The sequence below is a fragment of the Saccharothrix luteola genome (genome assembly GCF_020859565.1).
GTDB lineage: Bacteria > Actinomycetota > Actinomycetes > Mycobacteriales > Pseudonocardiaceae > Actinosynnema > Actinosynnema luteola.
On record NZ_JAJHUO010000017.1, the window covers coordinates 180,996 to 205,595 of the forward strand.

The following is a 24,600-nucleotide window of genomic DNA, read 5'->3' on the forward strand; positions in this document are numbered from 1 at the left end:
GGTGTCCCCGCACCCACCCGTCACTGGTAGACGCGGACGTAGTCGACCAGCATGCGCTGCGGGAAGACCGTGGTGGCGTCCGGTGGGCCGGGCCAGTCACCGCCCACCGCGTTGTTGAGCAGGATGAAGAACGGCTTGTCGAACACCCACGGGCCGCGGGTCGCCTCCACCGTCGCCTTGTCGATGGTGAGGACGGTCACGTCGTCGATGCTGAACACCATGCCCTTGCTGTTCCAGTCGACGCGGAACACGTGGAAGGCGTTCGCGTAGTCCTGGCCGATGTCCCGCATCGCCCCGATCCCGCCGCCGCCGAAGTAGGCCGGGCCGTGGATCGTCTGGTACGCGGTGTTCGGCTCACGGCCCAGGTGCTCCATGATGTCGATCTCACCGCTCGCGGGCCACGGCGTGCCCTTGAAGATGTCCGTGCCGAGCATCCAGAACGCGGGCCACAGGCCCTTGGTGCCCGACACCCGGACGCGGGCCTCGAAGCGGCCGTAGGTCCACGACGCCTTGCCCTCGGTGATGATCCGGGCCGAGGTGTACTGGCACGTGCCGCTGCCGCTGACCGGGTCGACCGGGCACGCCGAGCCCGGCGTGACCTCCCGCCTGGCCTCCAGCACCATGTTCCCGGCGCCGTCGGTGAACGCGTTGCGGTTGTCGGTGTAGTACTGCAGCTCCGCGTTCTGCCCGGTGCCGGTCTCCGGCCGCCACTTGCCCGCGTCCGGCCTCGTGCCCGCGGGCGCGTTGAACTCGTCGCTCCACACCAGCCGCAGCGGGTTGCCGGGGTCCGGTGCCTGCGGTGGCGGCGTGGGGTTGCCGCCGGTGCCGTAGACCTGGAACTCCCACAGCGAGTAGCCGTACTGGCCGCTGCGCTTGGTCAGGTTCACCCGGACGTACCGACCCGTGCCGGTCACGGTGAACGTCTGCTTGAACCCGGTGCCGTTGGTGACGGTGTGGATCGTGGTCCAACTCGACGCGGTGGCCGAGGTCTGGATCTCGAACCCGCTGGCGAACGCCGGGTCCCACTGCACAACGACCTTGCTGACCTGCGCGGTCGCGCCCAGGTCGACGTAGATCCAGCCCGGGTCGACCCACCCGGTGGTGGGGCTGGTGGCCCAGCGGGTGGCCGGGTTGAAGTCCAGCGCCTTGGCGGGCGTGCACTGCGAGCAGTGGCCGTCGTCCTGGAACGACGAGGCGAACGCGGGCTTGTTGTACGACAGCAGTTGCTCGCCGGGCGGGTTGCCGCCCGTGGTTCCGGTGCGCACGGCGAACTCCCACAGGGATACGCCGTACTGGGTGGCCCGGGCGGTGGTGTAGACGCGGACGTAGCGGCCCGTGCCGGTGAAGGTGACGTTCTGCGTGCCGCCCGTGCCGGTGGCGGTCTGGTGGACGGTCGTCCACGTCGAGCCGTCGGCCGAGACCTGGAGCTGGAACGCGGTGGCGTACGCGGCCTCCCACTGCAGCGTCGCGCCGCACACCTCGCGGCTCGCGCCGAGGTCGACCCGCAGCCACTGCGGGTCGCTGAACGCGCTCGACCAGCGGGTGCCCGCGTTGCCGTCGACCGCCGAGGCGGCCGTGAACGGGCTGCCCGTCTCCACCGACGAGGCGGTGACGGGTGCGTTCAGCGCCGCGTTGGCCGTGCCGCACTCGGCCGCCTGGACCGCGGTGACCGGCACGACCAGCGCGGTGAGCAGGGCGAACGCCGCGCCGAGCCGGATCGGTGCCCTCATGGCCGACCGTCCGCGCCGCACTTGATGATGGGGTTGATGCAGTCGCGCACCCGGCGGGCGAGTTCCGCCTCCGGCCACGCGTTGAAGAAGTCGCCGTGCATGGTGAAGCCCGGTCCGGAGGCGAGCCTGAACCGCGACGGGTCGCCGCTCACCGGGTAGCGCAGCACCTGGCGCAGCTTCGGCACGGGCACCGGGTGGGTGGCCGGGCAGTCGGCGTTCACCGGGTACGCCATGTGGCTCTTGTGGTCGGACGAGTCCAGGTCGCGGCCGTTCCAGCACTGCGGGAAGTCCAGGTAGGACTCCAGCATCGTGCCCGCCGGGCAGTTCACGAAGTCCTTGGACGCGCCGACGTGGCCGGCGTGCAGGCAGGACCAGCGGGAGATCGTGCTGGCGTCGGGCTGGGTGGCCTTGGCGTTGCCCGCGACGATCCGCAGGCCGAGCGGGAACGGCTGGATGCGCGCGATCACGTCGTCGCGCACGCCTTCACCGAGGTAGTAGAACGTGGTGCCGGTCGGTTCGACGGGCTGGTTGTCGGCGTACAGGGTGGGCACCCAGTACGAGGACAGGTCGGTGCCCGGGTTGCAGTTGCTCGTGCCGGCCAGCAGGGACTGAACGGTGGAGTGCGCGTTGGTCGTGCGGTTGCCGAAGAAGCTGTGCATGTGCGAGCCGCCGGGCAGGTTCGGCGCGACGATCGGGTCGTCCGGCAGGCGGTGGCTGTACGGGCAGTCCGCCAGGAACTCGGCGACCCGCACGATCGGTCCGCTGGAGTTGGGGACGCCGAACACCTGGAACTCCCACAGCGACACGCCGTACTGGGTGGCGCGGGCGGTGGTGTGGACGCGGACGAACCGGGTGGTGGCCGAGACGGTCAGGTTCTGCACGCCGACGTTGCCGGACGCGGTGGCGATGGTGGTCCAGGCGTTGCCGTCGGCCGAGGTCTGCAGCTGGAACGAGCGCGCGTAGGCGGCCTCCCAGTTCAGCGTGACCTGGCTGATGGCGGTGGACGTGCCGAGGTCGACCCGGATCCACTGGGGGTCGGCCGCGGCGCTCGACCAGCGGGTGCCGGCGTTGCCGTCGACGGCGGCGGAGGCGGGCGTGCCGCCGTTCTCGGTGGAGGAGGCGGCGACGGGTTTGCCCTGGGACAGCAGTTCCGGCGCCGCGGAGGCGGGAGAGGTGACGAAGGTCAGTGCGGACGCGGTGAGGGCCGCGACGGCGAGCGTGGTGACCAGACGACGCCATCGGCGAATGGTGGGGATCACGACTCCCCTTTCGAAGGGCTTTGCAGGGAAGGTTTCAGAGAGCGCTCTCACAGCGGAACGTAAGACGGGCTCCTGTATCAGTCAAGGAAAGCAGCCAGTTCCGGTCATCCCGGAACAGCGACCCAGAGAGCGCTCTCTGACCTGAGCGTTGAATTCGGGGTACGCGAACGTAGGACACGCGCGACCTCAACGTAGGACACGCGCGACCTGAAGGTACGACACGCGCGACGCGAACGTAGGACTCGCGCGTGAGTCCTACGTTCGGGACGCGCGTGTCCTACGTTCGGGACGGGTGAGTTGAGCGTTCAGGACAGGCGGGCGGCCGGTGGGAGGGTGGCCGCGGAGGCGGTCGGCCAGGCCAGCGGGTCGGGGCCCAGGTCCCACAGCTCGGCCACCTGGAGGGCGCACCACGGGGAGACGGGACGGGCGCCGGCCAGGACGGCCGGGGCGAACTCGTCCCACGGCGCCCACTCGAACGAGTCGACCTCGTCCGGGTTCGGCTCCGGGTCGCCGGCGACCAGGCCCCGGAACACCGGGCACATCTCGTTCTCCGTGACCCCGTTCTCCATCACCGCCCGGTAGCGGAACGCGGGCAGCACCAGGTCGAGGGTGACGTCGGCCAGGCCGAGCTCGTCCGCGAGCCGCCGCGACACGGCCGACGCCATCGGCTCGTCGGGCGCCGGGTGGCCGCAGCACGAGTTGGTCCACACACCCGGCCACGTCTTCTTGTGCAGGGCGCGCCGGGTCAGCAGCAGCCTGCCCGCCGCGTCGAACAGGTACGACGAGAACGCCAGGTGCAGCGGGGTGGACGCGTGATGCACGGAAGCCTTGTCGGCCACGCCGATCCCGGCACCGGACTCGTCCAGGAGCACGACTTGTTCCACGGCGCCCACCCTGCCACACCCGCGATCACCGCGCGCCGGCGAGCACCCCGGGGTCGCCCGAACGCGCCGCGCGGCGCGGCTCAGGTCTCCTTGCAGAACTCGCCGATGGGGATGCCGACGTGCCGCTGCTCGGTCGCGATGTAGCCGAGCAGCTCGTCACCGCGCTGCAGCTCGGTGACGTTGCGGACCTTCCCGCCGGGCCCGAGCACCCGCACGTGCCAGTCGTCCTGCACGGTCAGGCTCACCTCGACGCCCTCGGGCGAGTGCGCGGTGATGGTCAGGATCGGCCGTGATTCGAGCTTGGCCCGGCCGACGGTGAGCTTGCGGGTGCGGCCCTCGGAGTTGACGGCGAGCACCGTGCTGCCCGACCGCAGTTCCGACAGGTAGTTGGTGCGGTTGTCCGGGCCGAGCACGTAGGAGTGCAGTGCGCCCGCGTTGACCCGGAACGGCCGGGTCGGCATGTAGGGCAGCGGGTGGGTCTCGCTGCAGCACAGGATGAAACCGGAGGAGAACGAGCCGACGAGGATGCCCTCGTCCTCCTGGAAGTGCGACGCGGTGTCCACGCAGACGCGGTCGCCGAGGCCGTTGTGGGTGATGCCCTCGACGGTGAGCGTGGTGAGGTTCAGCGGCGGCGTGGTCGCCTCCAGCAGCCGGGCCAGCTTGAACACGTCGTTGGCGTCACGGGGGGCCATGAGCACGCCGTCCGAGCCGTGCTCCAGCACGTCGAGCACGATCGCGGCCTCTTCGAGGTCGGCGACGACGGTGACCAGCTTGCCGGGCGCGCCGTCGGCGGCGGCGATGACGATCTCCAGCGGGATCTTCGTCGGATCGGTGAACGCGACCACGGTGTGCCCGAGCCGCACCGCCGCGGCGCACGCGAGCTTGAGCGTGCGGTCGTCGCGGACCTGCACGAACGCCGCGTCGGTGGTGAGCCGGTCCAGCGCGTCCTGGTCGTCGACGACGACGGTGACCAGGTGCGGGCCGTCGACCGGCGCGTCGGCGACGAGCACCCGGGTGATCGTGGGCGGCAGCGTGTCCAGCAGCGCCGGGTCGTCGGAGACGACGCCGGCGAGGCGGGCGTGCACGGCGGCGTCCACGACGGCTTCGCGGTGCGCTTCGGGGACGGGTCGGAGGTCGATCCAGGCGAACTTCAACGGTTCTCCAAGGGGTGAGAGCCCGATCGGCGTGCGGACGGGCCGCCGCCGGTCGGATGACCGGCGGCGGCCGTTGGCGACAAGCTCATGACGTGGCCACGACGCCCGTCATGGCGCGGACCAGGTCCGCTTCGGTGTCGTCGTGGACGATCGAGGCCAGTTCCGCGACCAGCGACATGGGCGCGGGCGCGGTGAACACGCGGCGGCCGACGGCGAGACCCGCGCAGCCGACCGCCATCGCGGTGCGGGCGTGGTCGACCACGCTGCCGCCGGTGGCGGGGCCGCCCGCGACCAGCACCGGGATCGGGCAGCTGGCGATCACGTCGGCCATCCGCTGGGCGGGCCGCGCGAGGTTGGTCTTGACGATGTCCGCGCCGAGGTCGACCGCGATGTTGACCACGTGCGCGAGCAGCGCGGGGTCGTTCGGGTCGGCGATGCGCGGCCCGCGCGGGTAGACCATGGCGATCAGCGGCACGTTCCACTCGTCGCACGCCTTGGCGACCACGCCGAGGTCGGCGAGCTGCCGCTCCTCGGTGTCCGAGCCGATGTTGACGTGCACGCTCACCGCGTCGGCGCCCAGCCGCAGCGCCTCGTCGACGTCGCCGACGATGACCTTGGCGTTGGTGTCGGCGGCGTGCGCGGTGCCGGCGCTGAGGTGGACGACCAGCGCGCAGCCCCCGAGCACGTCCGGGTCGATCGTGCGCACCCGTCCTTTGTGGACGATGATGGCGTCGGCGCCGCCGACGACGACCGAGTCGATGAGCTCGTGCCACCGGTCGCGCGGCACCACCGGACCGTCCGAGACGCTGTGGTCGAGCGGGACGAAGAGGTACCTGTCGTCGCGCGGACGGGAAAGGCGGCGCAGTCTCAGCGCTTTCGCCATGTCGCTCACACCTCCCCGGTGTGCGGTGCCGGTCTTGCCAGCAGGGTGGTGGACCCGGCGAGCGCGGCGGGAGGTGTGAGGTGGCGATAACTCCTCAGTTATGCACCTGTTGGAGCAACGGGAGGGGAACATCGGGACGCGGAGCCGTCACCCGACCGGCACGCGCGATCGGTGTCCGGTTCGTCTCGTTGCCCTAGGCTGCCGCAGTGAACATGGAGCTCAGGCACCTCCACGTCGTGCTGACCGTGGCGGAAGCGGGCAGCATCAGCCGAGCCGCCTCACTGCTGAAGATCGCGCAGGCCGGTTTGACCGCGCAGTTGCGGCGCATCGAGCGTGGCTTCGGTGGTCCGTTGTTCCTGCGGCGCACGGACGGCGTCGAACTGACCGAACTCGGCCGCCACGTCGTGCTGCGATCCCGTGACCTGGTGGAACGGTTCGACGACCTGCTGGTCACCGCGCGCAAGCTCGCCGCGGAGAGCGACGTGACGGGCATCCGGCTCGGCGGGGTGGCCGGTTCGCCGACGCCGTTGCTGGTCGGCGTGGTGCGCTCGCTGCTGCCGACGCACCAGCAGACCACCCACATCGAACGCACCAGCGACGCCGTGCTCGACCTGGTGCGGACCGGGAAGTTGGACCTCGCGCTGGTCACGGAGTTCCCCCAGAGTCCACTGCGGATCCCCGAACAGGCCGACTGCCGGACCGTCGTGGCGGAACCGATGCTGGTCGGGATCGCGGCGGGGCACCGGTTGTCGGCGCGAAACGAGATTCGGCTGTCCGAACTGGCCGACGAGGAGTGGGCGGTGCCCGACGAGAGCTACGGCGGCGGGCGGTTGAACCTCCACCTCGCGTGCGAGGCGGCCGGGTTCACGCCGCGCTGCGCGCATTTCGGGGTCGATCCGGCGTCGGCGGCGGAACTGGTGCGTTCCGGCCACACCGTGGCGTGCTTCTTCCCGACCGGGCACGACCTGCCCGGTGTGCTGCTGAAACCGATCGTGGGCAATCCGGTGCACCGGCGGGTCACGGTGGTGTGGCGGCGCGATTGCGGGGCGGCCGAGCACGTCGACGAGCTCCACGCGGCGCTGCTGCGCGCCTACCAGGAGCGGATCTGGGCGCACGGTCCGCGCACGGCGAAGCTCGCCGCCACCGGGCTGAGCGTGGCGGCCAGCTGACGTCCCCGACCGGGCGCGCCCGGCGTCGGGGTCCCGGGCCGTGGGCCTGGGTGCCGCCCAGCACTGGCCCACGGCCCGGAGTCTCACCGGTCGTCCCGGCGGGGGGAAGTTAACGGCGTGCGGTAAAGCGGCGCCTAAACGCGCAGCGCTTCGCGGTACAGCTCGCGCAGTTGCGGCCCCGGCGGCACGCCGAGCTCGTCGGCCAGGGTGCGGCGGACGTCCTGGAAGACGCGCAGCGCCTCGGTCCGCCGGCCGCAGGACAGCAGCGCCGTCATGAGCAGGTGGCGCAGGGTCTCCGAGAACGGGTGCTCGGCCACCAGGGGCGTCAGCGCCTCCACCGCCTGGGCGTGCCTGCCCAGCGCCAGGTCGGTCTCGATGGCCGCTTCGAGGGTGGCCAGGTGGTGCGCCTCCAGCGGCGCGCAGAGCACGGCGCGCAGCGGTTCGGACTCCGCGCCGGCCAGCGGCGTGCCCCGCCACAGGGCCAACGCCCTGGTGTAGAGGTCGCGCCGGTGTTCGAGGTCCGCGGTGACGGCGGCCCGCGCGGTCAGGCGGCGGAACCGCAGGGCGTCCACCTGGTCCGGTTCGGCCCGCAGCACGTACCCGGCGTCCTGGTGCGTCACCGGCACGCCCTCGCCGCGCAGGACCGAGATGTGCACCTGGAGCGACTTGCGAGCGCGTCGCGGCAGGTCTTCGCCCCACACCAGGTCGAGCAGCCGGTCCACCGGCACCCGTTTGCCGCAGTGCGCCGCCAGCACGGCCAGGACCTGGCCCGGTTTGCGCCGCAACGCCCTCGGCTCCCCGCCGTCCCGCCGGACCTCGACCGGGCCCAGGATCCGGAACTCCACTCCGACCCCCAGTCGCGTTGAACTTTCACCAATAAAGACGCGACTGTGACGGGCAGTTTCGTGCCGTGGTTCCGCCGGACGGACGACTCAGCGCGCGTCCTCGTCGCGCGCGCTGAAGCGCTCGGCCATCTCCACGTCCCACCAGGCGGCGAAGAACTGGAAGTCGGCCTCGCCGTCGTTGACCAGCTGGTGCTCCTCGTACGGGCGGAAGTGCACGATGTCGCCCGCCGCGAACGGCAGCCTGCCCTCGTCGGTGACGATCTCCGCCTCGCCGGACACGGCCACCCAGACCTCGTGCTCGCGGTGGGCGTGGGTGCTCGACGCCGCGCCCGGCTGCACCACGCACCACGAGCCGTCGAACGGCGCGTTCACCAGCGGCCACGGCATCAGCCTGCGGGCCACCAGCCCGCTGTCCCGGACCAGTTCCCCCGGGTCGAGTCGGCGCATCTCCACGGCTACCGCCCCACCACGGCGGCAGGCTCCACGTGTCCCACGGTGCTCTCCCAGGCGCCGACCGAAATCCGACGTTGTCAACGGCGGACTCTCGGCGTGGCCGCCGGAGGTTTCCGCCACGGCACGCCGGGGCGGAAACCCATTGCCACCGAACGGCCCACCGCCAGAAACTATCGACCAAGGTGCGCGGCGGCCACACGCTCGAGCGCGCACGTTCGCCACGAGTACACGACGAGTTCGGTCACCCGTTCCCCGTCGACCTCCGCCGACGCGCGCCCGACCCGGTCGTACCGCAGGTCGGAGCGTTCGGGCAGGCCGTCGTCCGGCCGGCGCGGCGTCCGCCGGCGCGGCCCGCTCGTCCTTCGGGATCGCGAAAACCCGCAGTACCAGCCGATTACCGGTCCGCGTGCCGGAGCACGCTCTCCACCTCCGTGCGGAACGCGGTGACGCCGTCCTCGCCCTCTGGCGCGCCGTGCGCCTGGAGCAGGTGCAGCAACGCCACGCCGCTCGCGGACCGGCGGGACAGCGCGCGGAACGAGAACGCCGCCTCGTACCCGGTGATCGCCGTGGCCAGCGCCGCCGCGACCGTGGCCAGGAACGCCCACAGCGCGCGCCGCCCGTCATCGGCGACGGCCACCGCGCCCAACGCCGCCGCCGCCGTGAACAGCAGCACCGACAGGCTCGTGGTCCACCGGCGTGCGGCGGTGTAGCGGGCCTGGGCCTGCTCGAACCCGGCGAGCCGTTCGCCGACCCGGTGGCGCAGGTAGGCGCGGAGGAACTGCTCGCGGTGGTCGTCGACCACCGTCGGCCGGGCCGACGATCCGGTGCTGGTCATGTGCGGCTCACCGATTCGTGCCGGAGCCGCGCCACGGCCGTCGCCAACTCGCGGGCGCGCTCGGCGCGCTCGGCGTCGTCGACGGTGGGCGGTGCGGCCAGGTGGTCGAAGTACAAGGCGCGCAACTGCTCGGCCCGGACCTTGGCGTCGGGGTCCTCGCCGGACCGCGCCACGACCGCGAGCACCGCCGCCGCCGCGCCGGACACGGCCAGCAGCACACCGGGCCACGGCTCGTCCCGCAGCCAGACCTGCAACGCGGCGGACACCGTGGCGCCGAAGCCGGCGGCGATGGCGAGCACCACCAGCAGGCGGGCGCGTTCGCGCGAGCGGAGGGCGGCGACCTCGCACTCGTGCAGCACGGGGGCCACCACCTGGTTCGCCTCGTGGATCGCGTCGGCGAGCAGCGGGTAGTCGAGCACGTAGCCGGGATCGATCACCGGGTGCGGCTCGGGCGCCCGGAACGGCACCCGCGGCCACACGGCGGGCGGCGGCACGTCGGCGTGCAGCTTGGCGCCGGGCCGGTTGCCCAGCACCCGCCGCACCACGGCCGCCACCTTGTCCGCCCCTTCGTCCAGGTGCACCACGGCGACCTGGCCGCTGCGCACCAGCACGGCGAGGTCGTCGTCGCGTTCGGCGGCAGAGGGCTGCGGCGGGGACGCGACGGGGGTCGGCGCGGGCGCGGTGGGAGCAGAGACGGTGGGGACGGACGCGGCGGGGAAGGGGGCGACGGCGCCCTTCGCGCTCCCGGTCTCGAGGGCGGCGACCTCGGCGGTCGCGCCCTTCACGCCCGCGATCCCGGCGGCCGTGACCTTGTCGGCCGCGCCGGTGACGCGCGCGACCTCGGCATCGGCCTGCGCCGTCCCGCCGCCCGCACCGGGTTGAGGCTCACCGCCTGCGATCGCGCCGTGGGCGGAGGGTGCAGGGGTCGCGGCGAGCGCGGAAGGGTCGGGTGTGGCGGAGGCGGCTCCGGCCGGGGCGGTGGCGGTGGTGCCGGAAGCGGGGGTGGCCGGAGTGTTCCGGGGCCTGCCGCCCGCGATCTCGTCGGCCAACCCTCCCGTGCCCGCGAGCACCAGCAACGGCCGGTCGCGGCTCAGGTGGTCGACCAGGGCGGCCCGCGCGACCTCGCCACCGCCGATCAGCAGCGCGAGCGCCGGGCGCTTCGACCCGGTGACGGCGTCGACCGCGCGGAACAGCGCGGGCAGTTCCTCGCCCCACTTCGACCCCGGCACGAGCACCGCCGTGTCGTGGTTCACGTTGAGCCGTACCTCACCGTCGGCGGGCTCCGCGTCCTCCGCGGCCACCCGCCCGGACGGCGCGACGCCGACCAGCCGCGGCCACCGGCCGTCCAACGACTCGGCGGCCAGGCCGACCAGGTGCGTGACGCCCACGTCGGCACCCGCCGTGACCACGACCGCGTCCGCCCTGGCCGCCGCCGCGAGCACCACGCGCAGCACCGGGAGCACCTCGGCGGCCAGTTCGGTGCTCAGGGCGTCGGCGGAGCCGAACACCGCCAGGACCGGGCGACCGCGGGGCAGGCCGAGGGCGCGTGCCCGGATGTCGGCGTCGGGATGGGCCAGTCGCCGCACCCGTGGGCCGGTACCCGCTGTAGGCATGCCGGGCACCCTAGCGGTGGCTCACGCGAATTTCACCCGTCCGAGGTCGGGTTTCACCGCAGGTAGAGTGCTGGACGTGTCGATTGACCCCGCCGAACTGGAAATCGCCCTAAGGGTGCTCGCCCAAGTGGACGAACTGGACACCGAGCACCCCGACGCGGTAGCCGTCCGCCGGGCCACCGCCGGCATCTGGAAGAGCCTGCGCAAGCGCCGCAAGGCCGACCGCCGGGCCTCGGTCACGGCCGCCGACCGCGCCGTCATCGAGGCGACCGCGACCGGCTCGCCGTCCCGCATCGACGACGAGACCCGCGGCGTGCTGCTGCGCGAGCCGGAACCCGGCGCGAAGGCGGGCACGCTGCTGCGCGCCCGGTCCTGCTACACGTGCAAGAAGCGGTACACCGAGGTGGACGCGTTCTACCACCAGCTGTGCCCGGACTGCGCGGCGCTGAACCGGGCCAAGCGCGACCAGGGCGCGGACCTGACCGGCAAGCGCGCCCTGCTCACCGGCGGCCGCGCCAAGATCGGCATGTACATCGCGCTGCGGCTGCTGCGCGACGGCGCGCACACCACCATCACCACCCGGTTCCCGCGCGACGCGGTGCGCCGGTTCGCGTCCATGCCCGACAGCGCCGACTGGCTGCACCGGCTCCGCGTGGTCGGCATCGACCTGCGCGACCCGGCCCAGGTCGTGCAGCTGGCCGACTCGGTGGCCGCCGCCGGCCCGCTGGACATCCTGATCAACAACGCCGCCCAGACCGTGCGCCGCTCGGCGGGGGCCTACGCGCCGCTGGTGGCGGCCGAGGCCGAACCCCTCAATCCGGGGCAACTGCCGTCCGGTCCCCTGCCCGAGCTGGTGACGTTCGGGCACACCACGTCCGCGCACCCGGTGGCGTTGGCGGGCACGTTGGCCGACACCATCCCCGCGGTCACGGCGCTGGCGCTGACCGCCGGGTCCAAGGAGATCGACGCGGGCGGCCTGGTGCCCGACGAGGCGCCGGTCAACAGCTGGGTGCAGCGGGTGGACGAGGTCGACCCGGTGGAGCTGCTGGAAGTGCAGCTGTGCAACAGCACCGCGCCGTTCATCCTGATCTCCCGGCTGCGCCCGGCGATGGCCGCCTCGCCCGCGCGCCGCAAGTACGTGGTGAACGTCTCGGCGATGGAAGGCCAGTTCAGCCGCGCCTACAAGGGGCCGGGCCACCCGCACACGAACATGGCCAAGGCCGCGTTGAACATGCTGACCCGCACCAGCGCGGAGGAGATGCTGACCGAGGACGGCATCCTCATGACCGCCGTCGACACCGGCTGGATCACCGACGAACGGCCGCACCCGACCAAGATGCGGCTGGCCGCCGAGGGTTTCCACGCGCCGCTGGACCTCGTCGACGGCGCGGCCAGGGTGTACGACCCGATCGTGCGCGGCGAGCTCGGCGAGGACCTGTACGGCTGCTTCCTGAAGGACTACGCGCCCGCGCCCTGGTGATCCGTTCGCCGCACGTGTTCACCTCAGCGTCGACCGCGACGTCCCCGCGCATTCCCGCCCGCACCAACGTGAATGGTCCGAACGGGGTGAGTCGGTTAACGGAACCGCGCCCGTGTGCGACTCTCCGTCGGTAGGCTGAAGCTTTCGCTAGGCCGCCGCGAGGCGACGGGGGTGGGCATGGACGGCGGGCGGGCCGGTCGAGCCGCCGCACTGCCGCGCGTGACCGGGTCGGTGACGTCGTGACCGCGCCCCGCGTCAACCCGTTCCCGCTGCCGGGCTGGGAGAGCACGCCGATGCGCCCGCTGCGCCCGTGGCACCGGCCGGCGCACCGCGACTACTACGTGCCCGTCGACGGCACCGAAGAGGCGTTCGACCAGTTCCGGCAGGAGATGGGCGACCTCGGCGTGCTGCTGGAGTACGGCCGCCTGGCGCTGGTCACCGGCGAGTCCGGGTGCGGCAAGACCGCGTTGGTCAACCGGTGCGCGGACTGGGTCGCCGGCGAACTCGCGCGGCGGGACATGCGCGGCCTCGTGCTCGACCTGACCGGCTGCCTGCCGACCGACCAGGAGCTGTCCATCGACCAGCGCACCGCCGAGGTGTGCGACCGGATGTTCGACCTGCTCGTGGACGGCGGCGCGCTGCGCCAGGAGAGCGAGGACCGGCTGGACGCGGTCCGGGACGTGCCGCGCCGCGTGTTCCCCCGCCTCGGCCAGGCGCTGCGCGAGGACGTCGCGCTGATCGTGCTGCTGCCGAGCCCGAACGAGCTGGTGGACGAGGTGATCCGCTACGCCCGGACGCTCAACAGCGCGAAGGTGCTGTTCCTGACCGAATCCGCGTACCTGGGCGCGGCCGAGGTCGCGGACGTCGTGCGCCAACTGGAGACCTGGGTCCCGCCGATCACCCTGCACGTCGGTCCGCTCGACACCGGTGACGCGCAGCGATTCACCGAAGACCGGCTATCGCGTCACGCGGGAGCGGGAAGTTTTCCACGGATGAGTGATGACGCGATCGAATTGGTGGCGAAGCACTGCCAATCGGTCGCCATGCTGCAGAGATTCTTACATGGCACGTACGAACACAAACGTGAAACGGGACTAGGCTACACCGAGGCCGATCTGGTGACCGTCGAGGACATCAGGGCGTTCTTGAACACGAAGTCCCGGAATGGACCGGTGAATGGGCCATGAGCGACCGCAGCGATCTCCCGCCCTCGCGGAAGAACCCCTTCTCGCCGATGGCGGTCGCCCGGATCACGGACTTCGACGCCGACCCCGACTCGGTCGACGTGGCGATCACCACCGACGCGACGCGGCAGGCGCTCGCGCACCTCACCTCCTACCTGGACGCACCGCCCGCGCGCGGCGGCCGTGACCGAACCGGCACCGTCGTGGCCGTGCTGGGCGACTACGGCACGGGCAAGACGCACCTGGCCGTGCGGCTGGTCCGGCACGCCCGGCAGGTGCTGGCCGACCCGACGCACGCGCTGTACCTGGACGCGACCGCGGAGAGCTTCATCGAGCTGTACCGGCGGTTCATGCAGAAGCTCGGCCGCGAGGGCGTGCGCGCGCAGGTCAGCGAGTACTACGCGGACATCGTCGCGGACTCGTTGCAGAGCAGCGGCCTGACCAGCGACATGCTGGAGTGGCTCGGCAGCAGGCAGCTGGAGCCGCAGGAGGTCGTCGAACGGCTGGGCCTGATGGAGAGCGCGTTGCTGCGCAAGGTCCAGGACACGCTGCGCGAGGTCACCAACAACAAGGACTTCGGCACCGCGCTCACCCTGCTGCTGCGGCCGGGGTTCGAGCACTCGGTGTGGTCGTGGCTGCTCGGCGGCGCGCCGGACCAGGTACTGGTGGAACGCGGCATCGACACGCCGATCGACAGCGAGGTGGCCGCGCTGGAGGCGATGGGCGTGTTCGCCCTGCTGTTCGGCGGCAGGCAGCGGCGGTTCGTGCTGGCCGTCGACGAGCTGGACAAGATCTTCTCCGCCGACAGCAGGCCGCAGGCCCGGACCATGGCCGCGTTCCAGACGTTGTTGCAGGTGTTCGCCAAGGCGGGCGCGTGCCTGGTGCTGTGCGGGCTGCCGGACTTCAAGTCCGTGCTGCCGCAGGCGGTGCGGCAGCGCATCCCGTACACGGTGGTGATGTCGGGGCTCAGCCAGGGCGAGGTGCGCGAGTTCGTCGAGCTGGCGCAGGAGCAGGCGTTCGGCACGCGGCAGCTCGCGCCGTTCACCGTCGACACCACGCGGTACCTGCGCGACCTCGCCCGGGGCAACGCGCGCAACGTGATCCGGCTGTGCCACCGGGTGTTCCGGATGGCCGACGACCTGTCCCGCACGCCCGGCCACGAGTTCGCCGTCACCGAGGACATGGTGCGGCAGGCGGCACGCGACCTGTTCGGGTCGTTGAGCTCGGACGACATCGACGGCGTGGTGCGCCGGCTGCTCGACGCGAACGGCCTGGACTACCTGCACCGGCACCTGCTCGGCACGGCCGAGGACTCGCTGGCGGACTTCTGGGTCACCTTCCCCGAGCACACGACCGGCTGCGCCGTGCTGATCACCCGGTCGCTGCTGGAGAACGCCGACCTCGGCGTGGTGCGGCGGCGGATCTCGGCGGTGCGCGAGGCCGAGCCGGACGCCGAGCTGATCCTGCTGGTCAACGGCGTGGTGGCGGACGGGGTGGCGATCCAGCTGCGGGAACTGCTCGGCCGCGAGCCGCTGGTGTACGTCGACCGGACGTTCGCCGACGACTTCAAGGCGCTGGTGAGCGCGACGGGACGGCGGCCGGCCGGCGACGCGGACCCGGTGTCGGCGCTGCGGTGGCGGATGGACCAGCTGGCCAAGCAGCAGTCGAGCATCTACGGGTTCATCGAGCACCTGGCCGAGCACATGGACGGCGTGCGGGCGTCGTCGGACCGGCAGCTCGGCGCGATCCAGCGGCAGCTCGGCGCGCTGGCGGGCACCATGCCGGGCCGTGCGGCGGAGGGGGCGTCGAGCAGGCTGCCCGGCGAGGTGGAGCGGCTGTTCCGGGACGCGGCGGACGCGTTGGAGGACCTGACGCAGGTCGACGTGATGTTCGAGGAGGCGTTCGACCACGCGCCGACGGCCACGCAGGAGGCCGTGCACCGGCGGCTGCGGACGCCGGAGTTCACCCAGGCGGCGGCGCAGGCGGAGTTCATGCGCAAGGCCGTGCAGGCGTTCCGGGCGGCGGTGTCGCAGTGGTACCAGTCGGCCGAGGACGCCGACGCGCAGGACCGGCTGGAGGAGCTGTGCGGCATCTACGACGGGATCGTGGAGTTCCTGCCGCTGTTCCTGCTGGACCCGCTGTTCATGCTGCCGCCGTGGTCGGCGCGGGCGGGTGGCCTGGTGGCCGAGGTGGGCCAGGGATCGCGGCGCGCCCGCGTGCACGAGGCGTTGCGCAACCTGAGCCCCCGCGTGCGCCGCGCGGTCTTCCGCTCGTCCCCGGCGTGACCCGAACGTTCAACTCGGGGTACCTGGACGTAGGACACGCGCGTTCTGGACGTACGACACGCGCGGCGTGAACGTAGGACTCTCGCGCGTGTCCTGCGTTCGGAACGGGTGAGGTGAACGGTCAGGGCGTGGGCTTGACCCGGTAGGCGGGGGTCGCCTGCGGCGCGGTCGCGGGCTTGAGCGGCACCCGGGGCACGCGCTTCGGCGGTCGCGCGGGCACCGGTGCGGGCGCGGGCGCCGGACGGGCCGCCACGCGGTCGTAGACGCCGTTCGCGACGGCGTGCAGCAGGTTCACCACGACGACGGCGGGCGCGACCACGGCGATGGCGCCCGGGAACGTCGGTTCCAGCAGCAGCGCCAGGATGATCGCGGTCAGCCCGTTCTGCTGGCCCAGGGCCAGCCGCACGCGGTCGCCGCGCCACCGCTTCGGCGCGGTCAGCGCGAACGCCACCACGGCCTGCGCGCCGAACGCCGCCGCGCCGAGCACCGCGCCGACACCGGCCAGCACCCAGCTGAACTCGGCGGCGAGCACCAACCCGACCGCGGCGAGGGCCAGGACCATGCCCGCCTGCGCCAACCCGTCCACCCACCGGCCCAGGTCCGGCCGGAAGAACAGGCCCAGCAACGCCAACGCGAGCAGCAACGAGTACTGCACCGCCACGAACCCGATGGCCAGCACCGCCACCACCATCACCGCGCGCACCGCGTACCGGACCGCACGGCCACCGGTCTCGGCCCGCCGAACCCGCCCGCGCACCAGCGTCCACAGCATGAACGCCACCCCGGCCAACGCCAGGTTCAGCACCAGGTTGACCGCGAACGTCCCCACGCCGCCGACCGCGCCGCCGCCCTGCAACGCGAACGCGGTGAGGTAGACCGTGAGCAGCACGGTGATCGGGTCGTCGAACGACGCCCACGCCGACAGCAGCGCCTTCGCCGAGTCCGACATCCGCGACTTCGCCCGCATCGCGGCGACCGACAGCGGGTCGATCTGCGCCACGGCCACCGCCAGGACCAGGTACGCCGGGTCGTGGAAGGCGAAGTACATCACGCCGAAGATCAGCGCGACCTTCGCCAGCACCCCGATCGTGACGGCCAGCACGACCGTGCGGAGCTGCTTGCGGAATTCCGCGATCACGATACCGCTGGTGCTCGCGTACAAACCGAATCCGAGCAACGCGGTGATGAAATACCCGTAGACCGGCGAGCGGTCGACTTCGTGAAGCCCCCACTGCCACGCGCAGAGCCAGCCCGCGCCAAGGGCCGAGAGGAGCGCGGCCGAACGGATCACGGGCGTCACCATTCCACGGTAGGCACGGGTGGATGAGCGTTCAAGGACCGATTGGAGTGAGTTCTTCGGCCAAAGCGGACATTCGATCATCCGCCGCTCGCACCCGTGCCTGGTCGATCGTCACGCCCACGAGGTATTCACCGGCGCGCAACCGGTAGTAGTAGATCGCGCCCATCTCGACGTCGAGCACGAGCCGGGCCATCAGCCCGCCGACGACGGGGCTCACGGCCCGGTTCAGCTTCGTCGTCAGCGCGCCGAGTTCCTGCACGAACCCGTGGTAGAACCGGCGCCGCGCCTCCACCGTGACCTGCTTGAAGAACGGCGCAAGCGACGGGTCGCCCAGGCAGTCGACCATCGCCCGCACCTCGCCGCCGACGACGTGCGCGACCAGGTGCAGGTCCTCCGGCCGCACCGCCGCCAGGCACGCGGTCAGCGGCCCCTCCCCCGCGGTCACGTGCGCGCCCATGGCGCCCCGCACCGGCAGCGGCGCGAGGTCCGCCGCGCTCTCCCAGCCGCCGGGGTTGAGCGAGCCGAGGCTGAGCTGCCCGCGCAGCCGCGTGGCGAGCCCGGCCACCGCCCGGTCCGCCTCGTCGACGGCGGGGTGCCCGAACAGCGGCCCGGCGCCCGCGTGGTCCAGCACCAGGCCGACCACGTGCTCGGTCGGCACGACGGAGTCGCAGAACAGCGCGCCCTCCTCGGTGTGCAGCACGGTGCGGATCAGCCGGCCCGTGCGCACCTCCTGCAACGCCCGGTCCAGCGTGGCGACCTGGAACGTGAGGTGCCTGCCCAGCCGCTTGAGTTCCTCGCGGCGGGTGCCGCCGGGCAGCGCGTCCGGCGCGAGCGGCGGGTCGCCGAGGGCGTCGACGCCGAAGTCGAACACGCCGCTGCTGTAGTGCGCGAGGTAGTGCAGCGCGGGTGTCTCCGCGATCACCGCCCGGCACGCCTGCTTGGCCAGGTCGAACTCCGGGCCGACGTGCTCGGCCTGCTCCTCGTGCAGCTCCACGCCGCTCCCTCCTGCGCGCTCAGGTGTGCGGGATGTCGACATCGCACTCCCGCCAGTCCTGGTCGGTCGGGTTGCCCTGATCGATCAGGTACGCCGCGAGCCGCAGGTTGTGCGCCGCCGCGGCGGTGTGCGGGTGATCGTGCCCCAGGAACTCCAGGCAGTCGGTGTGCGCCTCGGCGATCAGTTCGGCGGCCCGGTCCGCGTTCCCGGCCGCGGCGTGCACCCGTGCCTCGTCGATGGCCGCCGCCAGCGTCCACGGGTGCGTGTCGCCGAGTCGGGCGCGCAACGTCCGCGTCGCGGCCTCCACGTGGCTCACCGCGCCGGCCGGGTCGCCCGCCGCGCGCAGCGCCAGCCCGGAGCCGAGCCGGCACAGCGCCACGAACGGGTGGTCGTCGCGCAGCCCGACGTGCTGCTGGAAGCCGTCCAGCGCGGTGCGCGCGAGCTCGACCGCCAGCTCGGGGTCGACGCCGACGCGGCGGTGGTCGGCGGCGAAGCTCAACGCGCAGCCCAGCGTGTACGGGTGGTGCGGGCCGAGGACCTCGCGGTAGTCCCGCAACGCCTTGCCGGTGCGCTCCTTGGCCTCCTTGACCCGCCCGACCAGGCGCAACGCGATGGCGCGGTTCCACTGCACGCCGATCTGCACCTGGTTGAGCTCGTGCCGCAGCGCCTGCAACTGCTGCGACGCGTACAGCAGCGAGTCCAGCGCCTCCGGGTAGCGACCCAGTTCCCGCTGGTACAGGCCGATCTGCGCGAGGGTCGCCCACGTCCGCGAGTCGCCCGTGCCGAACAGCCGCCGTCGCCTGCGGTAGTTGTCCTCCTCCAGCGCGAGCGCGCCCGCCGCGTCACCGGACAGGAACATCGAGGACGCCAGGTTGTTCGCCGCGCGGCGGGTGTCCGGGTGGTCCTCGCCGAGCACCGAGCGCAGGCTCTCCCAGGTGGCCTGGTCCTCGGCCAGCGCCTCGGCGAACAGGCCGAGCCCGCGCAGGTCGCCGCCCCGGCCGCGAGCCGTGATCAGCGGGCGCGGGTGGGTGAGGTCGAGCGCGCGCCGCTGCTGGGCCAGCGCCAGGTCGTCCAGCCGCAGCGCCTCGGTCGGGTCGCCGAGCACGCGGTGCACGTTGGCCAGCTCGGTGGCCAGCCGGTTGCGCAGCGGGTCGGCCGGGCCGAACCGGCGGGTCCACGCCTCCAGCAGGGCGCGGCCCGGTTCCAGCGCGGCCCGGCGCACGCCCGCGCCGCCGTCGGTGAACAGGAACCGCACCTGGTTGACCAGCCAGCGGCGCACCTTCGGGTCGTCGCTGGCCAGCGCCCCGGACGGGATGACGTGCTTCTGCAGCTCGGCGAACCGGGCGTGCCGGGTCGGCGAGTTGTCCTCCACCTCGGTCGGCGCCAGCGCGGCCAACGCCCGCAGCACGTCGGCCCGCCGTTCCTCGCGCTCGGCCTGGGTCATCCGGTCGCGCAGCGCGCGCTGCACCACGCGGTGCAGGCGCAGCGAGTACTGGTCGCCCCAGTCGACCCGGAACAGCCCGTACCGCGCGCCGTACCAGAGCACCCGGTCGATCTCGGCGGCGTCCAGCTCCAGCGGCTCCGCGTCCACGCCGCCCGCCGCGATCACCCGGCCGAGGAACGCGGGCGAGCGCACCAGACCCAGGTTCGCGCCCTCCGGCGAGAGGAACGCGGACAGCTCCGCGACCAGCACCGCCACCCGGCCGACGCCGTTGTCCCGCAACGCGTCCACCGCCACGTCGACGACCCGCGCCACACCGTCCAGTTCGGACCGGCCGAGGCGTTCGAACAGGGTGCGCGTGGCCCAGGTGGCGGCGTCGGCGTCCCGGGAGCCGGCGGCGACCTCGGTCCGCGCCGTCTCGCCGAGCCAGGACGACGCCAGGTCCAGCGCCAGCGGCAGGTGGTCGACGGCCTCCGCGACCCGGCCCGCGTCCTCCGCGGTCAGCCCCGGCACGCGGTCCAGCAGCAGGCGCGCGCTGTCCTCGGCGCGCATCGGCACCAGCTCGACGGCCTGCCGGTCCGCCGGTCCGGACGTGATCAGCACGTGCCCGGTGGCGCCGCCCGGTAACAGGTCGGCGAGCACGTCCGGGTCGTCGGCGTTGTCGTAGACCAGCAGGAACCGCGCGTACGCCGGGTCGTTCGACAGCCGCTCCAGCGCGGAGAGCGTGCCGTAGTCGGTCGAGCCCGGTTGGCGAAGCCGGACCGCCAGCTCGGCCAGGCCGCTCAGCACCGACTGCCGGTCGTGCGCGGACAGCCACCACACCGCCGCGTAGTCCGAGGAGAACCGGTAGGCGTACTCCAGCGCCAACTCGCTCTTGCCGACGCCGGGCACGCCGTTCACCGTCACCACCGCGCGACCGTCGCCGGCCGCCGCGAACTGGTCGCGCAACGCCTCCAGGTCCTCGTCCCGGCCGACGAAGCCGGGGTGGCGCGGCGGCAGCTCGAACACGGCCGGGTCGCTGCCCGGCACCCGCATGCCCGGCTCGTGCACCGTGCCCGGCCGGTCGATCAGGCCGAAGTGGCCGAGCAGCCGGGCGCTCAACGTCTCCGGGGTGTGGTCCTGCACGTCCAGCCCGCCGTCCGCGGGGCCGTCGTCGGACAACCGCAGCCGCAGCACGGTCAGCGGCAGCGCGGGCAGCTCGACCGCGCCCAGGTGCGGCGACGAGAGGACCAGCACGCCCGGCGGCACGTCGGCCTCGAACCACCCGCGCGCCTCGGACAACCGGGCCACCTGCGCGCCCGCGCGTTCCAGCTGGCCGCGCGCCCAGTCCGCCCAGGCCCGGTCGCGCGGCGCGTACACCAGGACCACGCGGTCCGGCGCGGTGGTCGACGTCAGCCCGAACACCCGCCGGTAGCGGGCGCGCAGCACCGACGACACCGGGACCACCTCGGTCACCGCGCCGCCGGTGACCGCCGCGGCCAGCCTGCCGTACTGGGCCTCCAGCGCGCCGCCGCTGGTCGGCTCCTCGACCAGGATCGCCAGCAGCGGGTCGAACGCGTCGAACGGGCGGTAGGGGATCTCGATCGTGCCGCCCTCGGGCACCCGCTTCGCCTGCCCGGCCAGCAGTTCGGCGAACGCGGCGCGGATCGCGGACCGGATGCGCTGCGCCCGCGACAGCTCGTCGGCGTCGTCGAACAACGTCGCCACCGGCACCACGTCGATCCGGATCGGCGCGCGCTTGCGCAGCCGCGCGGCCAGGTCCGCCGCGTCGGCGATGGCCCGGGGACGCGGGCGGAAGCACACCACGGCCAGCTCGCACAGCGTCGCGATCAGCGTCAGCGACTCGTCGCCCGCGCCGGTCGGCGCGTCGATCAGCACCTGGTCGTAGTCGGACTCCGCCAGTCGCGCGCGCAGCTCGGCGATCGCGCCCGCGTCACCGTGCCTGGTCTCGGGCTGCGGCCGGCCCGCCGCGTCGACCGGCATCGGCGACACCACGTCGATGTGGCCGGGGACCGTGACGTCGCCGGCCGGCGGCGCGAACCGCTCCACGACGGGCGCCGGGTCGTCCTCGCGCAGCGGGTCCGCCCGGTACGCGGTCAGCAGCCCGCGGCCCAACGCGTCCGGCAGCCCGAGGCGGGCCACCAGGAACGGCTCCAGGTACTCGCGCACCCGCGGCACCTCGGAACCCCAGTCCACGACCAGGACCCGTTGCCCGGCCGCGGCCAACGCCCACGCCAGGTTCGCCACCGCGCTGGTGCGGCCGGTCCCTCCGGTCGCCGACAGGAAGGCGGTGACCCCGGTGGGGCCCGGTGTGGTGCGCGGGGTGCTCATCTGCTGCTCCAGAGCGGCGGGGGGACTTGGGAATACCGGTTGCGCGGGCCGCGCGCCCGCGACTCAGCCGCGTTTCACCCGAACGGCAGCGGTCACGGTCACAAGGAGCTCTCGAAAGCCGCGAACCGGTCGGGCAGCTCGGCGTTCTCCGCGAGGATCCGGTGCAGCGCGGCGCGCAGCGCGGTGTCCGGCAACTCCGCCAACCGGGCCAGGTCCACGCCAGTGACGTCCAGGAGTTCGGACTCCAGGACGGGTTCGGAAGTCATGTCCGACCTACCCCCTCACCGCAATGCTGCGGGTTTCACCGCAGCCGCCTGATTGCCGGCGAACGCCGACGGCGCACTTCCCATCGTAGTGAACGACAACGGTCACCGTCGGGAATCCTCCGATTGGCGGAGGTAGCGGGCGGCGCGCTGTGTTTGATTGCTGGTGGGTCGCATGAGTTTCCTTGTGGTGCGGGGAATGTCGGGGGTGGTGACGGTGAACTCGGGGAATGGGTTGCCGTTCCGCCAGTTCGTGCTCAAGGTGCACAGCAGGTGCAACCTGGCGTGCGACTACTGCTACGTCTACGAACTGGCCGACCAGCGGTGGCGTTCCCGGCCGAGGGTGATGTCGCCCGGGATCGTCGCGCACACCGCCGAACGGGTGGCGGAACACGTGCGGGCACACGGGTTGTCCGAAGTCGAAGTCGTGTTGCACGGCGGTGAGCCGCTGCTCGCCGGACGTGCCGCGATCGAGTCGCTGATCACGCGGTTCCGCTCGGTCGTGCCCGTGCCGGTTCGGTTCACCGTGCAGACGAACGCGACATTGCTGGACCGGGAATTCCTGGAGCTGTTCTCCGCGCACGGCGTTCGGGTGGGGGTGAGCGTGGACGGCACGCCGGAAGCGCACGACCGGCACCGCGTGCGGCCGGACGGCGGCGGCAGTTGGGCGGCGGTGCGGGCGGCGTTGACGTCGCTGCGGTCGTTCCCGGCGGTGTACGGCGGTCTGCTGTGCGTGGTGGACGTGGGTGAAGACCCGGTGCGCGTCTACGAGTCGTTGCTGGAATTCTCGCCGCCCGCGGTGGATTTCCTGCTGCCGCACGGCAACTGGTCCGCGCCGCCGCCGGGACGTGTCGCGGACACCGTCTCGACGCCGTACGCGGAGTGGCTGATCGCCGTGTTCGACGTCTGGTACGCCCGGCCGCTGACGCGCGTGCGGCTGTTCGAGGAGCTGCTGGCGGTGTTGCTCGGCGGGCGTTCCGGGGTGGAGGGGATCGGGTTGAGCCCGTCGGCCCAGGTGGTGGTGGAGACCGACGGCACGATCGAGGCCTCGGACATCCTGGCGTCGTCCTCGCCGGAGGCCTCGGCGACCGGGCTGCACGTGGCGCGCGACCCGTTCGACGCGGCGCTGGACCTGCCGGACGTGCGCGCCGGGCGTTCGGGGTTGGCCGGGTTGTCGCAGCAGTGCCGCCGGTGCCCGGTGGTGTCGGCGTGCGGCGGCGGGCTGCGGGCGCACCGGTTCCTGGAGGGCGCCGGGTTCGACCGGCCGTCGGTGTACTGCCCGGACCTGGTGCGGCTGATCGGGCACGTGCGGTCGCGCGTGGCGGCGGACCTGGCGGCGCTCGCGTGACGGTCGGGCCGTTCCGGGTTTCCGCGTCGGACTTCGCCGCCCTCGCGCGTGGCGGTGGTGGCGCGGCGGTGCGCACGTTGCGGCTGGCGCGGCGCAGCCGGACGTTGCTGATGATCAGGTCCATCGCGGGGGATCCGGCGGCGCGGGAGGCGTTCGCACTGCTGCGCGAGGTGGCGCGGGTGGCGCCGGCGGCGGTGGACCGGGTGCTCGACCACCCGTCGGTCGGCGCTTGGGCGACGCGGACGGCGTTGGCGATGCGCCGGGGCGACGAGGCCCGGCCGGCGGAGCTGGCGTTCACGGCGGCCGCGGCTGCGGTGCGCGCGGGCGTGGCGGTGGACCTGGAGTTCCCGCCGGTGGAGGTGTTCTCGCTGCCCTCGTTGGGCGTGGTGGTGGGGCCGGGGTTGGCTTACGAGCCGTTGCCGGAGATCCGCTTGGGCGCGCACTCCCTCCAGGTGGACCTGTGGGCCGGTGGCGGCGTGCCCGACGAGCTGCCGGTGGCGGCGTCGGTCGACCTGCCGTGGTGGCGCGGGGCGCTCGGCTCGGCGTGGGACCTGCTGACCCGGGACCACCCGGCGCTCGCCGCGGAGTTCGCCGAGGTCGTGTCTGTGCTGACGCCGATGCCGTCGTCGCCGACGGGCACGAGCAGCGCGACGTTGGCCGACGCGTTCGGGTGCGTGTTCCTGTCGCCGACGCCGGACGCGGAGACGTTGGCCGTGACGCTCGCGCACGAGGCGCAGCACAGCAAGCTGGTGGCGTTGATGGACCTGTTCGCGCTGGTCAAGCCCGGCAGTGAGGCCCGGTTCTACGCGCCGTGGCGGGAAGACCCGCGGCCGGCGGCCGGTCTGCTGCACGGCACCTACGCGCACCTGGGCGTGGCCGGCTTCTGGCGTGCCCGCCCGGGCCCGGCCGCGCGGGTCGAGTACGCGCGCTGGCGTTCAGCGGCGCTGATCACCGCCGAGACCCTGCTGGCCGGCGACGAGCTGACCCCGACCGGCACCCGTTTCGTCACCGAGCTGGCCACCGTCCTGCGCGCCTGGTGCGCCGAACCCCTGCCCCCCGCCACCGAAGCCGTGGCCGCCGCCGAAGCCGCCGCCCACCAAGCCCGCTGGCAAGCCGCCAACGGCCCCCTCCCCCAAACCTGAACGTTCG

The 24,600-nt window shown here is 73.0% G+C and carries 19 protein-coding genes and 1 pseudogene; 6 read left to right on the forward strand and 14 right to left on the reverse strand.

Annotated elements, in window-relative coordinates:
* Positions 1-20: 20 nt before the first annotated feature.
* The 5 genes from LNK82_RS24155 to LNK82_RS24175 all read right to left on the reverse strand — a co-directional run bounded on the left by LNK82_RS24155 (position 21) and on the right by LNK82_RS24175 (position 5,910).
* The gene (locus LNK82_RS24155; protein WP_230569268.1) at positions 21-1,730 is read right to left on the reverse strand and encodes a discoidin domain-containing protein; all 1,710 of its coding nucleotides are present in this window, start codon (positions 1,728-1,730) and stop codon (positions 21-23) included.
* Positions 1,727-2,989, reverse strand: coding sequence for a DUF1996 domain-containing protein (locus tag LNK82_RS24160; RefSeq protein ID WP_230569269.1), 1,263 nt, complete (start codon positions 2,987-2,989; stop codon positions 1,727-1,729). The genes LNK82_RS24155 and LNK82_RS24160 overlap by 4 nt, the downstream gene beginning before the upstream one ends.
* A gap of 305 nt (positions 2,990-3,294) precedes the next feature.
* On the reverse strand, positions 3,295-3,873 hold the full coding sequence (gene idi / locus LNK82_RS24165) for an isopentenyl-diphosphate Delta-isomerase (RefSeq protein WP_230569270.1): 579 nt from the start codon (positions 3,871-3,873) through the stop codon (positions 3,295-3,297).
* 80 nt (positions 3,874-3,953) lie between these two features.
* Positions 3,954-5,027 carry a 3-dehydroquinate synthase II family protein gene (locus tag LNK82_RS24170; protein ID WP_230569271.1) on the reverse strand — a complete coding sequence of 358 codons (1,074 nt, stop codon included), beginning with the start codon at positions 5,025-5,027 and terminating at the stop codon, positions 3,954-3,956.
* Between the two features lie 85 nt (positions 5,028-5,112).
* On the reverse strand, positions 5,113-5,910 hold the full coding sequence (locus tag LNK82_RS24175) for a 2-amino-3,7-dideoxy-D-threo-hept-6-ulosonate synthase (protein ID WP_230569272.1): 798 nt from the start codon (positions 5,908-5,910) through the stop codon (positions 5,113-5,115).
* 212 nt (positions 5,911-6,122) lie between these two features.
* Here LNK82_RS24175 and LNK82_RS24180 point away from each other — a divergent pair, with 212 nt between their 5' ends.
* Positions 6,123-7,079: a LysR family transcriptional regulator gene (locus LNK82_RS24180; protein ID WP_230569310.1), complete on the forward strand. Its 957-nt coding sequence runs from the start codon at positions 6,123-6,125 to the stop codon at positions 7,077-7,079.
* A gap of 134 nt (positions 7,080-7,213) precedes the next feature.
* Here LNK82_RS24180 and LNK82_RS24185 read toward each other — a convergent pair whose 3' ends face one another.
* The 4 genes from LNK82_RS24185 to LNK82_RS24200 all read right to left on the reverse strand — a co-directional run bounded on the left by LNK82_RS24185 (position 7,214) and on the right by LNK82_RS24200 (position 10,825).
* The gene (locus LNK82_RS24185; protein WP_230569273.1) at positions 7,214-7,924 is read right to left on the reverse strand and encodes an AfsR/SARP family transcriptional regulator; all 711 of its coding nucleotides are present in this window, start codon (positions 7,922-7,924) and stop codon (positions 7,214-7,216) included.
* Positions 7,925-8,011: 87 nt separating this feature from the next.
* The gene (locus tag LNK82_RS24190; RefSeq protein WP_230569311.1) at positions 8,012-8,371 is read right to left on the reverse strand and encodes a cupin domain-containing protein; all 360 of its coding nucleotides are present in this window, start codon (positions 8,369-8,371) and stop codon (positions 8,012-8,014) included.
* Positions 8,372-8,771: 400 nt separating this feature from the next.
* Entirely contained in the window at positions 8,772-9,212 is a 441-nt protein-coding gene (locus LNK82_RS24195; RefSeq protein WP_230569274.1) for a hypothetical protein, read from the reverse strand.
* Positions 9,209-10,825: a hypothetical protein gene (locus tag LNK82_RS24200; RefSeq protein WP_230569275.1), complete on the reverse strand. Its 1,617-nt coding sequence runs from the start codon at positions 10,823-10,825 to the stop codon at positions 9,209-9,211. The genes LNK82_RS24195 and LNK82_RS24200 overlap by 4 nt, the downstream gene beginning before the upstream one ends.
* Before the next feature lie 76 nt (positions 10,826-10,901).
* Between LNK82_RS24200 and LNK82_RS24205 the strand changes: the two genes are divergently transcribed.
* The 3 genes from LNK82_RS24205 (at position 10,902) to LNK82_RS24215 (ending at position 15,774) form a co-directional block, all read left to right on the forward strand.
* Positions 10,902-12,305 carry an SDR family NAD(P)-dependent oxidoreductase gene (locus LNK82_RS24205; protein ID WP_230569276.1) on the forward strand — a complete coding sequence of 468 codons (1,404 nt, stop codon included), beginning with the start codon at positions 10,902-10,904 and terminating at the stop codon, positions 12,303-12,305.
* Between the two features lie 239 nt (positions 12,306-12,544).
* Positions 12,545-13,492 carry a hypothetical protein gene (locus LNK82_RS24210; RefSeq protein WP_230569277.1) on the forward strand — a complete coding sequence of 316 codons (948 nt, stop codon included), beginning with the start codon at positions 12,545-12,547 and terminating at the stop codon, positions 13,490-13,492.
* On the forward strand, positions 13,489-15,774 hold the full coding sequence (locus tag LNK82_RS24215; protein WP_230569278.1) for an ATP-binding protein: 2,286 nt from the start codon (positions 13,489-13,491) through the stop codon (positions 15,772-15,774). The genes LNK82_RS24210 and LNK82_RS24215 overlap by 4 nt, the downstream gene beginning before the upstream one ends.
* A gap of 121 nt (positions 15,775-15,895) precedes the next feature.
* Here the strand turns inward: LNK82_RS24215 and LNK82_RS24220 are convergent, their stop codons facing one another.
* The 5 genes and pseudogenes from LNK82_RS24220 to fxsA all read right to left on the reverse strand — a co-directional run bounded on the left by LNK82_RS24220 (position 15,896) and on the right by fxsA (position 22,106).
* Positions 15,896-17,065: a cation:proton antiporter gene (locus LNK82_RS24220; RefSeq protein WP_230569279.1), complete on the reverse strand. Its 1,170-nt coding sequence runs from the start codon at positions 17,063-17,065 to the stop codon at positions 15,896-15,898.
* A gap of 40 nt (positions 17,066-17,105) precedes the next feature.
* A complete protein-coding gene (locus LNK82_RS24225) occupies positions 17,106-18,068 on the reverse strand; it encodes a hypothetical protein (RefSeq protein WP_230569280.1) in 963 nt (320 codons plus the stop codon).
* A 19-nt stretch (positions 18,069-18,087) separates the two neighbouring features.
* Positions 18,088-21,492, reverse strand: coding sequence for an FxSxx-COOH system tetratricopeptide repeat protein (gene fxsT / locus LNK82_RS24230; RefSeq protein WP_372470624.1), 3,405 nt, complete (start codon positions 21,490-21,492; stop codon positions 18,088-18,090).
* A 213-nt stretch (positions 21,493-21,705) separates the two neighbouring features.
* Positions 21,706-21,840: pseudogene (locus LNK82_RS48365) on the reverse strand (cellulose synthase operon protein YhjQ/BcsQ); the annotation flags it as partial.
* Between the two features lie 98 nt (positions 21,841-21,938).
* Positions 21,939-22,106 carry an FxSxx-COOH cyclophane-containing RiPP peptide gene (gene fxsA, locus LNK82_RS24235; RefSeq protein WP_230569282.1) on the reverse strand — a complete coding sequence of 56 codons (168 nt, stop codon included), beginning with the start codon at positions 22,104-22,106 and terminating at the stop codon, positions 21,939-21,941.
* Positions 22,107-22,278: 172 nt separating this feature from the next.
* Between fxsA and LNK82_RS24240 the strand changes: the two genes are divergently transcribed.
* Positions 22,279-23,451 (forward strand): FxsB family cyclophane-forming radical SAM/SPASM peptide maturase, encoded by a 1,173-nt coding sequence (locus tag LNK82_RS24240; RefSeq protein WP_230569283.1) that lies wholly within the window; start codon positions 22,279-22,281, stop codon positions 23,449-23,451.
* Entirely contained in the window at positions 23,448-24,593 is a 1,146-nt protein-coding gene (locus tag LNK82_RS24245; RefSeq protein ID WP_230569284.1) for an aKG-HExxH-type peptide beta-hydroxylase, read from the forward strand. Before LNK82_RS24240 ends, LNK82_RS24245 begins: the two co-directional genes overlap by 4 nt.
* Positions 24,594-24,600 lie beyond the last annotated feature (7 nt).